General features: G+C 71.1%; 8 protein-coding genes. 6 read left to right on the plus strand and 2 right to left on the minus strand.

The annotated features are described in order from the left end of the window. The first annotated feature begins 46 nt into the window (after positions 1-46). From ACZ7EG_RS28620 to ACZ7EG_RS28630, 3 genes are all read left to right on the plus strand, one after another. The gene (locus tag ACZ7EG_RS28620; protein ID WP_471084861.1) at positions 47-451 is read left to right on the plus strand and encodes an STAS domain-containing protein; all 405 of its coding nucleotides are present in this window, start codon (positions 47-49) and stop codon (positions 449-451) included. Between the two features lie 266 nt (positions 452-717). Beyond that, a complete protein-coding gene (locus ACZ7EG_RS28625) occupies positions 718-4,989 on the plus strand; it encodes a HAMP domain-containing protein (protein ID WP_471084864.1) in 4,272 nt (1,423 codons plus the stop codon). 97 nt (positions 4,990-5,086) lie between these two features. After that, entirely contained in the window at positions 5,087-7,651 is a 2,565-nt protein-coding gene (locus ACZ7EG_RS28630; RefSeq protein WP_471084867.1) for a SpoIIE family protein phosphatase, read from the plus strand. A gap of 70 nt (positions 7,652-7,721) precedes the next feature. Here the strand turns inward: ACZ7EG_RS28630 and ACZ7EG_RS28635 are convergent, their stop codons facing one another. Continuing rightward, positions 7,722-8,153, minus strand: coding sequence for a hypothetical protein (locus tag ACZ7EG_RS28635; protein ID WP_471084870.1), 432 nt, complete (start codon positions 8,151-8,153; stop codon positions 7,722-7,724). 249 nt (positions 8,154-8,402) lie between these two features. Here ACZ7EG_RS28635 and ACZ7EG_RS28640 point away from each other — a divergent pair, with 249 nt between their 5' ends. Further along, positions 8,403-9,218, plus strand: coding sequence for a LamG domain-containing protein (locus ACZ7EG_RS28640; protein ID WP_471084873.1), 816 nt, complete (start codon positions 8,403-8,405; stop codon positions 9,216-9,218). Positions 9,219-9,369: 151 nt separating this feature from the next. On the opposite strand, the gene ACZ7EG_RS28645 is transcribed toward ACZ7EG_RS28640, so the two are convergent. Further along, the gene (locus ACZ7EG_RS28645; protein ID WP_471084875.1) at positions 9,370-11,055 is read right to left on the minus strand and encodes an NAD-dependent malic enzyme; all 1,686 of its coding nucleotides are present in this window, start codon (positions 11,053-11,055) and stop codon (positions 9,370-9,372) included. A gap of 284 nt (positions 11,056-11,339) precedes the next feature. On the opposite strand from ACZ7EG_RS28645, the gene ACZ7EG_RS28650 reads away from it, so the two are divergent. Both ACZ7EG_RS28650 and ACZ7EG_RS28655 read left to right on the plus strand, forming a co-directional pair. Then, entirely contained in the window at positions 11,340-11,516 is a 177-nt protein-coding gene (locus ACZ7EG_RS28650; protein WP_471084878.1) for a DUF6069 family protein, read from the plus strand. A 230-nt stretch (positions 11,517-11,746) separates the two neighbouring features. Further along, positions 11,747-13,297 carry a hypothetical protein gene (locus tag ACZ7EG_RS28655; RefSeq protein WP_471084881.1) on the plus strand — a complete coding sequence of 517 codons (1,551 nt, stop codon included), beginning with the start codon at positions 11,747-11,749 and terminating at the stop codon, positions 13,295-13,297.

A 13,297-nucleotide genomic window follows, 5' to 3' on the forward strand; every position in this document is an offset into this window, starting at 1 on the left:
AACAGATGACGTGCTCCCTTCGGGGATCCACAGAAGGAGCCCGACCATGCCCTGGGACGAGGCCGGCATGCCGGCGCTCACGCGCGACGCCGGCGCCGAGACGCGGCCGGGAGAGCCCACCGCGCCCGCCTCGGTAGGGGCCGCGGTGCTGCAATACGAATGGCGCGGGGCCTGGGTCGTCATCGCCCGCGGCTCCTACGACATGGACTCGATCACGCCATTGGCGGACGCGCTGGCGGACGCGGCCAGGAAGCATCCGAAGGTGATCCTGGACGCCTCCGGCATCACCTTCGCCGACTCGACCCTGCTGAATCTGCTGATCCTCACCCACCAGGCGGCCACCCTGCGGGTCGTGACGCCGTCGGCGCAGCTGCAGCGGCTCTGCGAGATCACCGGAGTCGACACCCTCCTGGAGACCCGGGATTCCGTCGACGACGCCGCCGTCTCCTGAGCGGGCCCGCCCCGCTCCCGTGTCACTTCCCCGGTCTGCCTGCCGGCCGCCGACGGGTTCGGGGCGCGCTGACGCAGTTCGGCCGAGGGTGGTGGCTTCTGCTTTGTTCAGGGCTTGAAACGTGGGTTAACCTGCGGCGTATTTCCACATCGCATACACATCTGTGACCGTGGAACACGCATGCACGACAACCGGGCCGCCCATCGGTCCGGGGGGTTCCGAGTCCTCGGATTCGAGGGCTCTTGGGGAGCGGAACGAGGGTGCGCATGACCAGCGACAGCACTGGGGTCGTCGATGCGGTGCCGGGTGACCAGGAGTTGCGTCGGCTGCTGGCCGGCCTGACAGCCGTCCGCGACGGAGACTTCGGCACCAGGCTGCCGGACGACGCGGACGGCCTCATGGGCGACATCGCCACGGTCTTCAACGGCATGGTCGACCAGCTGTCCGTCTTCACCTCCGAAGTCACCCGGGTGGCCCGTGAGGTCGGCACCGAGGGCACGCTCGGCGGACAGGCGGAGGTGCCGGGGGTCTCGGGCACCTGGGCCGACCTGACCGATTCGGTGAACGCGATGGCGGGCAACCTGACCACCCAGGTCCGCGACATCGCCCAGGTGGCCACGGCGGTTGCCAAGGGCGACCTCTCGCAGAAGATCGACGTGCCCGCCCGGGGCGAGATCCTTCAGCTGAAGGAGACCGTCAACACGATGGTCGACCAGTTGTCCGCGTTCGCCGACGAGGTCACGCGCGTGGCCCGTGAGGTCGGCAGCGAGGGACGGCTCGGCGGCCAGGCGCAGGTGCCCGGCGTGGCGGGCGTCTGGCGTGACCTCACCGACTCCGTGAACCACATGGCGGGCAACCTCACCAGCCAGGTCCGCTCCATCGCCCAGGTGACCACGGCGGTCGCCGAGGGCGACCTCTCCCAGAAGATCACCGTGGACGCGCGCGGGGAGATCCTGGAGCTGAAGAGCACCATCAACACGATGGTGGACCAGTTGTCCGCGTTCGCCGACGAGGTCACGCGTGTCGCCCGTGAGGTCGGCACCGAGGGCCGCCTCGGCGGCCAGGCGGACGTCAAGGGCGTCAAGGGCACCTGGCGCGACCTCACCGACTCCGTCAACTTCATGGCGGGCAACCTCACCGGCCAGGTCCGCAACATCGCGCTGGTGGCGACCGCGGTGGCCAAGGGCGACCTCTCCCAGAAGATCACCGTGGACGCGCGCGGGGAGATCCTGGAGCTGAAGAGCACCATCAACACGATGGTGGACCAGTTGTCCGCGTTCGCCGACGAGGTCACGCGTGTCGCCCGTGAGGTCGGCACCGAGGGCCGCCTCGGCGGCCAGGCCCAGGTGCGCGGTGTGTCGGGGACCTGGAAGGACCTCACCGACAACGTCAACGTCATGGCGTCGAACCTGACCGGCCAGGTCCGCTCCATCGCCCAGGTCGCCACCGCCGTGGCGCGCGGCGACCTGTCGCAGCGGATCACCGTGGAGGCCGCGGGCGAGGTCGCGGCGCTGGCCGAGGTCATCAACACGATGGTCGACACGCTGTCGGCCTTCGCCGACGAGGTCACGCGTGTCGCCCGTGAGGTCGGTACCGAGGGACGCCTCGGGGGCCAGGCGCACGTGCCGAACGTCGCCGGCACCTGGAAGGACCTCACCGACAACGTCAACTCGATGGCCAACAACCTCACCGGCCAGGTGCGCAACATCGCGCTCGTGACGACCGCGGTGGCCAAGGGCGACCTGTCGAAGAAGATCGACGTGGACGCCCGCGGCGAGATCCTCGAACTCAAGACGACCATCAACACGATGGTCGACCAGCTGTCCGCGTTCGCCGACGAGGTCACGCGTGTCGCCCGTGAGGTCGGCACCGAAGGCCGCCTCGGCGGCCAGGCCGAGGTCGAGGGCGTCTCCGGCACCTGGAAGCGCCTGACGGAGAACGTCAACGAGCTGGCGGGCAACCTGACCCGGCAGGTCCGCGCGATCGCCGAGGTCGCGAGTGCCGTGGCCGAGGGCGACCTGACCCGCTCCATCACCGTGGAGGCGTCCGGCGAGGTCGCCGAGCTCAAGGACAACATCAACTCGATGGTGGAGTCCCTGCGCGAGACCACCCGGGCCAACCAGGAGCAGGACTGGCTCAAGACGAACCTGGCCCGGATCTCGGGCCTGATGCAGGGCCACCGCGACCTGCCCGTGGTCGCCGAGCTGATCATGGACGAGCTGGTCCCGCTGGTGTCGGCCCAGTACGGAGCCTTCTATCTCGCCGAGGACGGCGACGACGGGCCCGAACTGCGGCTCGTCGGCTCCTACGGCTACCCGGAGGAGAGCAGCCGGCCCTCCCGCATCGCCTTCGGCCGCACTCTGGTCGGACAGGCCGCGCGCAGCCGGCGCACCATCATGGTCGAGGAGCTGCCGGACGGCTACGTCACCATCTCCTCGGGCCTCGGCCAGGTGGTGCCGTCCGCGCTGGTGCTGCTGCCCATCGTGGTGGAAGGCCAGGTCCTCGGCGTCATCGAGCTGGCGTCGGTCACACCCTTCACCCAGATCCACCGGGACTTCCTCGCGCAGCTGATGGAGACCATCGGCGTCAACGTCAACACCATCGTGGCCAACGCCCGCACCGATGAGCTGCTGGTCGAATCGCAGCGCCTCACCGTCGAACTCCAGGCGCGGTCCACCGAGTTGCAGGTGCAGCAGGAGGAACTGCAGCGCTCCAACGCGGAACTGGAGGAGAAGGCCTCGTTGCTGGTGGCGCAGAACCGGGACATCGAGGCCAAGAACCTGCAGATCGAGCAGGCGCGTCAGGAGCTGGAGACCCGTGCCCAGCAGCTGTCGCTGGCCTCGAAGTACAAGTCGGAGTTCCTGGCCAACATGAGCCACGAACTGCGCACCCCGCTCAACAGCCTCCTCATCCTCGCCCAGTTGCTCGCGCAGAACCCGTCCCGCAACCTCACGCCCAAGCAGGTCGAGTACGCGCAGATCATCCACTCCGCCGGTTCGGACCTGCTGCAGCTGATCAACGACATCCTCGACCTGTCGAAGGTCGAGGCCGGGAAGATGGACGTCACGCCCGAGCGGGTGACGCTGCGCCAGCTCATCGAGTACGTCGAGGCCACCTTCCGGCCGATGACCACCCAGAAGGGCCTGGAGTTCACGGTGGCGACCGCGCCCGGCGCGCCCGCCGACGTGCTCACGGACGACTCCCGGCTGCGCCAGGTGCTGCGCAACCTCCTGTCGAACGCCGTGAAGTTCACCGAGCAGGGCGGTGTGGAACTGAGCATCGAGCCCGCCTCGGACGACGAGGTGCCCGGGGGTGTGGTGCGGGGCGCCGCCGTGGTCGCCTTCCGGGTCAAGGACACCGGCATCGGTATCCCGGAGCAGCACCTGGAGACGATCTTCGGCGCGTTCCAGCAGGCGGACGGCACGACCAGCCGGAAGTACGGCGGCACCGGCCTGGGCCTGTCCATCACGCGGGAGATCGCCCAACTGCTCGGCGGCGCCGTCTCGGTGCACAGCACGCCCGGTCAGGGCAGTACGTTCACGCTGTTCCTGCCCGTGGCCCGCCCCGACTTCGAGGAACTGCTCAGCCACGGCAGAACCCTGGAGCGGGTCCCGGTGGAACCCTCCCCGGAGGGACTGTCCGGCTCGGTGCCGGTGCCCCAGATCGGGCCCGGCCCCCGGCCCCGGCGTCTGCTCGTCGTGGAGGAGCGGTCGCGCGGTCTGCTGACCCTGGTCGCGGAGAGCGTGGTCGCGGACCTGACGCACGGCCGCTCCGACGGCGCTCAGCGCCCCGCGGTCGACATCATCACCGCCGTCGGCGCGCAGGAGGCGGCCGGTGCCCTCGCGTCCGAGCCGTGCCACTGCGTCGTCCTGGAGCTGGGCATGCCCGACGACGAGGCGTCCCGCTTCCTCCAGGCCCTGGAGGGCGACTCGGCGCTGACGAGCGTTCCGGTGCTGGTGCACAGCAGCCACCCCGCGGACGTGCCCCTGAACGAGCGGCTGCGCTCCCGCTCGGCGGACGGCGCACTGGAGTTGCTGTCCAGCCTCGACGAACTGCGCGAGCGCATCGCCCTGCACCTGTCCGCGGAGGAACCCGGGGACGTGCTCTCCCTCGTCCGGACAGAAGGGCCGCAGCATCTGACGCCGCCCGTCGTCCATGACGGGTCGGCCGGCCGCACCGTCCTCGTCGTCGACGACGACGCACGAAACCTCTTCGCCCTGAGCGGGATCCTGGAGCTCCACGGCTTCCACGTCCTGCACGCCGAGAACGGGCGCAGAGGCATCGAGACGCTGGTGAACAACCCGGACATCGCCCTGGTGCTGATGGACGTGATGATGCCGGAGATGGACGGCTACACCGCGACGGCCGAGATCCGTCGGATGCCGCAGTACGCCGAGCTGCCCATCATCGCCGTCACGGCGAAGGCGATGCCGGGCGACCGGGACAAGAGCCTCGCCTCGGGTGCCAGCGACTACGTCACCAAGCCCGTCGACACGCGCGACCTCATGGCCTGCGTCCGCCGCTGGCTGCCCGCATGAGCACACCGGCGTCCGACCCGCACAGCGGCGGGCCGGACGCCCCGCAGCGCCAGTCGTTCCGCGCCCCAGGGCACTCCAGCCGAGGAGCTTCCACACCGTGAGCATGTCCCAGCAGCCGCGCGAGCCGGGTCGGGGCGGTGAGCCCGAGCGCGGCTCGGCCGCAGACCCGGAGTCCTCGCTGCAGGCGGTGACCTCCGACGCGTCGTCCCCGGCCACGGACGGGGAGTCCAAGACCTCCGACGAGGCGGCGGCTCACAGCGGACCGTCGCGGGACTCCGACGGCCCGTCGGAGTCCCGCGACGAACCGCCGGCCGACCTCGAGGACCTCCCACCCGCCTCTCCGGTGGGCCGGCTCGCCGCCACCGTGGAACGGCTCAGCCGGGAGGTGCGGGCCGCTCAGGCGGAGGCCGAAGGACGTGCCCTGATCGAGCTTGCCAAGGGCGTCCTGGTCGAGCGGTTGAAGTGCGGCCCGGCCCAGGCCGCCCGCCAGCTCACCCAGTTGGCCGAACAGGCCCAGGTCACCCCCCTGGAACTCGCCGTCGACGTCATCAACCAGGCAGCCCGGGACCGGATGTCCGAGGTGACGGACGCCTTCCTCGCCGCCACCAGGGCCGCGGACGAGGGGGAGACCGAGTCGGCCGCCGTGCGCCTGCGTGCGGCCGAGAGCGGCGTACTGGCGGCGGACGACGCCCAGGCCGTGGCGGACGCCCTGCTGGAGCAGGCGCTGCGCCCGCTCGGTGCGGTGGCCGTGGCCATTTGGGCCGCGGGCGCCGACGGTTCGCTCACCCTGGCGGGCAGTGCCGGCTTCTCGCCGGCCGAGGCGGAGCGCTGGCGCTACGTCCCGCCGGACGTGGTGACCGTGGCGCGACGGGGGCTCATCGAGCGCGAGGGGCAGTGGATCACCACCCTCGGCCCGACCGGACTGCCCACCATCGGCCTGCACCACCATCCGGACGGCGGCAGGGCCGCCCTGCCCGCCGGTACCGGAGGCCGCATCCACGGTGTGCTGGAGATCGCCTGGCCGACCCCGCTGGCGCCGCAGCCCCCGCAGCTCGTCCGGCAGATGGAGGCGCTGGCCGAGCTGTGCGCCCACACGCTGGAGATGTACACGCCGCCCCAGGGAGCGGCCCAGGAGCCGCGCGTGCTGCCGGACGCCGCCGAGCTGATGGATCTGGCCGACGGGCTGTACGACCCCGCCCTCGTCCTGGTGCCGCACCTGGACGGCGACGGGCACCTGGTCGACTTCCGCATCCAGCACGTGAACAACCGCTTCCTGGACCCGGCAGGCAGGCCGCGGGCGGTGGTGAACGGCGCGCTGCTCCTGGAGGCCTACCCGATGGCCGCCGGGGACAGCGAGTTGTTCCAGCGCGTCGAGCGGGTCTATGCCACCGGTGAACCCTTCCGGGCCCGCCGCATGAACCTCACCGCCCTCGTCGACCAGGTCTCCCTCTCGGCGGTCGCGGACATCAGCATCAGCCGCCACGGCATGTCCGTCCTCCTGATCTGGCGCATCGAGGACGAGACGGCACGACTGGCGAGCCTGCTTCAGCACGCCCAACGGCTGGGCCGTATCGGCGGGTTCGAGGAGAACGTACTCACCGGCGAGATCACCTGGAACGGGCAGCTCTTCGACCTGTACGGGCGAGCGCAGACGAGCACCCCGGTGCCTCTGGAAGAGCTGCCGGCCCATGCGCACCCGGACGACGGCGTCTCCATCCGCCGTTTCCTGCGCACACTGCTGCACCACCAGCGTCCGGCGGCCGCCGCCTTCCGGCTGCAGCGGCCGGACGGGGTGACCCGTCACATCCGGATCGTCGCCGAACCCGTCCTCGACACCGACGACCGGCTGCTCCTGATCCGCGGTGCCTACCAGGACATCTCGGCCCAGCACTGGACCGAGGTGGCGCTCGCCGCCACCCGCGACCAGCTGGCCCACACCGAGCAGCAGGCCACCGAACGCAACCGGCTGACCCTGCAGTTGCAGCACGCCATCATGCCCCCCACTCAGGCACCGTTGCAGGTGTCCGGTCTGCAGGTGGCCGTGCGCTACCGGCCGGCGGAGACCGAGCAACTGGTGGGCGGCGACTGGTACGACGCCGTCGTGCTGCCGTCCCGGAAGGTGCTCTTGTGCGTCGGGGACGTGGCCGGGCACGGCATCGAGGCCGCCACCAGCATGGTCGTCCTGCGCAACGCGCTGCGCGGCCTGGCGGTGACCGGTGCCGGGCCGGGCCAGTTGCTGTCGTGGCTCAACATCGTGGCGCACCATCTGACGGGTGCCGTCACCGCGACGGCGGTGTGCGGTCTGTACGACCCGGTCCGGCGGACACTGCGCTGGGCCCGGGCGGGGCACCTGCCGCCCGTGCTCGTCCGTGACACCGAAGCGGCCCCCCTGCCCTTGGTCAAGGGGCTGCTGCTGGGGGCCGTCCCCGAGGCCGTCTACGAGGAGACGGAGCTCCAACTGGCTCCGGGAGACACCTTGTTGATGTACACGGACGGTCTGGTCGAGCGCCGTGACCGGCCGGTGGAGGAGTCCCTGACCCACCTCCTGACGACCGCCCGCGCGGCGCCCAGCAGCCTCGACCAGCAGCTGGACCGCCTGTTGACCTACAGCAAGTCGGACACCGACGACGACACGTGCATCGTGGGCATCCGGGTCGGGTGAGGGACACGGACGAGGAGGTGCGGTGAGCGGCTCCGCCGCCCCTCGTGCCTCACCGTTGCGGCAGGACGCCTCACGGAAGCACCGCGTCCTCGGCCTTGTCGCCCGCGGGGAGTTGGTCGGCGTAGCCGGCCTCGGTCCACACCAGCTTCTTGAACTGTTCCGGGGTGAGCGCTCCCTGCCACGGGGCGCCGCCCGGGCAGAACACCGAGGAGCAGACGGAGCAGTAGTGCGCAGGCCGCCACAAGCGCTCCGCGCGCTGAGCACCGGCCTCGGCCGCGGCCTTCTCCCCACCGTCGCTCCGCGCGACCACGATGGTCCCGACGAAGCACAGCAGGGCGAACGCCGCCCCGCCGACCAGGTACAGCGGCTTGTCCTGGTGCACGCCGACGTACGCGAAGGCGATACCCGTGCCGGTCAGCACCATGCCCTCCGCGACGTGCAGGCACCCGTCGCCGGACTTCTCCGGCCCCGGCGCCAGTCGGCCGTACAGGTCATGTCGCATCGCACCCTTGCCGCCGCGTGCTTGCTCAACCGTTTGGACCTGGCCACCGCCGCACCTGGGACACACCGCTCCGACCTGCCCTGGTCCGGGCCCTGCCCGGTCTCTCCGGTGAGTCGGAATCTCAGCGAATGGAGACAATGAGGAAGAGCGTGGTCGTCGGCGGTACCGGCCTCATCGGCTCCCAGGTGAACCGCACGGCGAGCGTCACGGATCAAGATGATTGACCACAGCCACTGACAGGATGGTGTCATGATGGCCGATCTCGGACGCCTGCCCGATCCTCCTGCTCGTGAGCCCGACTTCGAGGAGGATTTCAGCGCTCCGCGGCTCAGGGAAGATCGCTGGGTCGATCACTATCTTCCGCACTGGACGTCACCCGGGCGGTCTCAGGCCCGCTACGACATCGACGAATCCGGGCTGCGGCTCCGTATCGACGCTGACCAGCTGGATTGGCGAGAGGAAGACGCCCCGCTTCGCGTGTCCAACCTGCAAACCGGAGCCTTTTCCGGTCCCGCAGGCTCTCGGAGAGGAACACATCGGCATCGTTCGGACGGACTTGTCGTCCGCACACAGACACCAGAGCGCCTGCTGTGGGCGCCCACCGCCGGACGTGTGGATGTGACCGTGAGCGCGAGCGTGCACCAGGGGTGCATGCTCGCGGCGTGGCTCGTGGGGACGGAGCATCTGTCCGAGAGGGACAGCGGCGAGATCTGCATCTTCGAGATCGACGCCGACGCTGTCGGCAAAGGGAGGAGTCACGCCCGATGCGGCGTGAAGGCACATTCAGACGCGCGGCTGACAACCGACATGGCAGAAGTCGTCCTTCCCTTGGACGCGTCGAAGCCCCACACCTGGACAGCCATCTGGGGACCGTCAGGCACGCTCATCGGCTGCGAGGGCATCATGGTGAAACAGACGCCTCAGTCTCCCGGCTACCCGCTCTTCCTGATGATCGACCTCTTCGAGATCGGCCCTCGCTCGGGGACCGACACCCCCTACCCGAAGACTGCTCACATCCACCGCGTACGTGGATGGAACGCCACTTGGGCGTCCGGCAGGAAGTAGCCGGGCAGGAGTACGACCCGGACCCGCCCTCGTCACAGGCTCAGGCTGAGGAAAGTTCACCACGGACAAGCGGCCGCCGGGTGCACTGCCACCGACCCCGCACCGGCAGCAGCGGCCAGACCCCGGCCGGCCGCGTCACCGACCTGTCCGGTCAGCACACCTGGTCCTCGTACCGGGGCGTCCACTGCGCCCGGGCGATGGCCTTGCGCAGGTCCTCCTCCGTCGTCTGCGGGGCCACCCCGTCCTCGACGGCGGCGAGGGCCGCGGCCAGGGCGATCTCGCGGGCGGACTCCCGCATCCCGGTCAGCGGCGGCAGCAGCGGCACGGGGAGGTCCTCGCCGTCCGCCGCCCGCACCGCGCACCGCGCGACGGCCCGGGCGGCGGCCACGAGCATGCGGTCCGTGACCCGGGTGGCCCCGCTCGCGGTCACCGCGAGGCCCATGGCCGGGAAGACGTACACGTTGTTCGACTGCGCCACGGGCACCTCGCGCCCGTCGACCGTCAGCGGCGGGAAGGGTGAGCCGGTGGCGATCAGGGCCCGCCCGTCGGTCCAGCGGGTGAGGTCCGCGGGGTCGGCCTCGGAGTGCGAGGTGGGGTTGGACAGCGGGAAGACGACGGGCCGTTCGCAGGTCGACGCCATCTGCCGCACGATCTCCTCGGTGAACGCGCCGTGCGCCGTCGACAGCCCGATGAGCGCCGTGGGCTCCACGCGGCGCACCACCTCGGCCAGGCCGGTGCCGTCCCAGTCGGCCACCTCGCTGTCTTCACGCGCGAACTCTCGCTGCTGCGGGGTCAGTTCGGAACGCGAGGACACCAGCAGGCCGTCGACGTCGAGGATCCAGAACCGCGCCGTGGCCTCGTCCTCCGGCAGCCCCTCGTCGACCATGGCCGTACGGATCATGTCGGCGACGCCGATGGCGGCCGACCCGGCGCCCAGGATCACCACACGCTGCTCCGGCAGCGGGGTGCCGGCCACGTCGGCCGCGGTGGACAGGGCGCCCAGCGTGACGGCCGCGGTGCCCTGGATGTCGTCGTTGAAGGTGAGCAGCCGGTCGCGGTAGCGGGTGAGGATCGGGTGGGCGTGCGCGGTGGCGAAGTCCTCCCACTGCAGCAGCGTCCCGGGGAGTTCCGCCTCGACCGCCGAGACGAATGCCTCGATCATCTCGTCGTACTCGGCGCCGGTCAGCCTCCGGGCGCGCCGGCCCAGGTAGCGGGGATTGCCGAGCAGGGTCTCGTTGTCGGTGCCGACGTCGAGCAGGATCGGCAGGGTACGGGCGGGATGGATGCCGCCGATCGCCGTGTAGAGGCTGAGCTTCCCGACGGGGATGCCCATGCCGCCGACGCCCTGGTCGCCCAGGCCGAGGATGCGCTGGCCGTCGGTGACGACGATGACGTCCACGTCGTGGTCCCGGTGCGGGCGGTTGCGCAGGATGTCCCGGAAGCGGTGCCGGTCCTCCCAGGTCAGGAACAGACCGCGCGGCCGCCGGTAGATCTCGCTGAACTTCTGGCAGGCCTCGCCCACCGTCGGCGTGTAGACGACGGGCAGCAGCTCCTCCAGGTACTCGGTGACCAGACGGTAGAAGAGGACCTCGTTGGTGTCCTGGAGCTGCCGCAGGTAGATGTGCCGGTTGAGGGGCTTGTCGTAGCCGTGGAACGCCTCATAGGCGCGGGCGACCTGCTCCTCCAGGGTCTCCACGGCGGGTGGCAGCAGCCCGTCGATGCCCAGCTCCTCGCGTTCGCGCCGGCTGAAGGCGGTGCCCTTGTTGACCAGGGGGTCGGCCAGGGTCGTGACGGCGGGGCTGGTGGTGGGACGGGGGTGATGTGTCGGCTGGTCCATGAGATGACGCCTTCCCGGGACGCACCGGTTCGTGCGGGTGACGTGTGCCATCCGGACGAAACACCGGCTCCGGGGAAACGCCCCCCGGCCACCGACGAGTTCCGCCCTGCCGCCCGGCCTGCCTTTCCGTGTGCGTCCCACCGAGCTCGACATCCGCCAGGAGACGGCGACATGAGTGTGACGAGGCCTCAACCCCGCTCACGCCGGCCGAGTCCCGCAGCGCGTTTCTCGCCACCCGCCCCGTATGGCTGGCAGGCGTTCTCGCCACCCTCGCCGGTGCCGTCGTGACCGTGCCCATCGCGCCCATCACGCCCATCGCGCTCACCGCACTCTCCCTCGCCGGCCCGGCCGTCGCCCCGCACACCGCGACGGCCACCCGGATCGTCCTGGCCGCCTCCCATGTGGCCGCCGTGGTCGTCGTCCCGCTGCCGGCCCACCGGCTCGCCCACGGACAGGGCTGACCTCGCCCCCGACGGGCCCGTCACGCCTCGGCGCTGACGGGCCCGTCGCTGTGTCTCGTACCGGGCCACCGCACGGCGGCGGCACCGTGCGCCCCCCGAACAGCCCAATCTCGCTGCGCCGGAGGAGGCGAACGTGGATGAGCGGTGTGACCGTGGTGGAAGGGATGCGTGTGCACACAGGGACCGTGTGCACACAGGGACCCCCTTGCACGCAGGGACGAGGAGGCGCGATGGCGGAGGCACTGGTCGGGGGCGGCGCGAAGGGCGCTGCCACGACGGTCGGCGCACGCCCGTCCCCGGGTGTGTTCGAGCAGCTCAGCGCCGTCGCCGACGCCGTCCTCTACGAGGGCTACCTCCTCTACCCCTACCGCCGCTCGTCCACCAAGAACCGAGTCCGCTGGCAGTTCGGCGTGCTGTTCCCCCGGGACTGGGTGGAGGCGGACGGCCCCGTCCTCCCCGGTGTCTCCGGCTCCGCCGACTCCTGGTACCAGCAGACCGAGTGCCTGCTGCGGATCCGTCAGCCGGACAGCGCCCGCGTACGCGTGCGGGTCCGCTACCTCCAGATGCAGCGCAAGCAGGTGGAGGAAGCGGACCGCCCCGTCGAGTCGCTGCGTTGTGACGACGGCACGGTGCATCTGACCTTCGACGAGGCCCTGCCGCGCGAGTGCGAGGTGGAGGCCCCGCTCGACGAACTCCTCCGGGGCGGACGCACCGTAGCGGTGGGAGCCGCGGCGGGGGAGGACGTCGAGCCGCTGCCGGAGGGCACCGGGCGGGTGGTGCGCAGCCGGGAGGAGATCCGGGCCGAGACCACCCTCACCGCCGAGCGGCTCTCCGAGGACCTCTGCCGGATCCGCGTACGCACCGCGAACACCGCGCCCGCACCGCGACCGGGCACCGCGCGCGACGAGGCGCTGCGCCGGGCCCTCATCGCCACCCACACCCTCGTCGGCGGCGACGGGGTGGAGTTCGTCTCGCTGATCGATCCACCGGCGGACCTGCAAACACCCGTGCGCGCGTGCCGCAACGAGTTCACCTTCCCCGTGCTCGGGGGCGAGGCCGGGGACACCGGACGCGTCCTGCTGTCCGCACCGATCATCCTGCCCGACCACCCCCAGGTCGCCCCCGAAAGTCCGGGTGACCTGCACGACGCCGCGGAGATCGACGAGATCCTCACGTTGCGCACGATGCTGCTGACCGACGAGGAGAAGCGCGAGGCGCGAGCCACCGACCCGCGGGCGGCGGCGATCCTCGACAGGGTCGACACCATGCCGCAGGAGGTCTTCGAACGCCTGCACGGCGCCGTCCGGTCCCTGACCCCGGCCGCCTCCACGACGTCCGCCGGCCACCCCCTCACGCCCGTCACCCCCACGGCGTCCGCCGACCGCCCCGCCTGGTGGCAGGAGGGTGCCGACGACGGTCTGTCCCCGACGACCGACACCGTGCTCGTCGACGGCGTCCGGCTCGGCGGCGGCAGCCGCGTACGGCTCCGCCCCCGGGGACGCGGCGCCGACGCCCAGGACATGTTCCTGGCCGGGCGGACCGCCGAGGTCGCCGCCGTCTTCCACGACGTGGACGGCAGCGTCCACCTCGCCGTCACTCTCGACGACGATCCGGCCGCCGAACTGAACAACTGGTACGGCCGCTTCCACTACTTCCGGCCCGACGAGCTCGAACCCCTCGAGCCCGCCGGATCCCCGGACGAGCCGTCGGCACCGGCTCCCGCCGCAGCTTCGGCGCGGCACACGACCGACTCCGAGACCCCCGCAGCGGAGGCCGAGTGA

Source organism: Streptomyces sp. NPDC037100 (genome assembly GCF_055606225.1).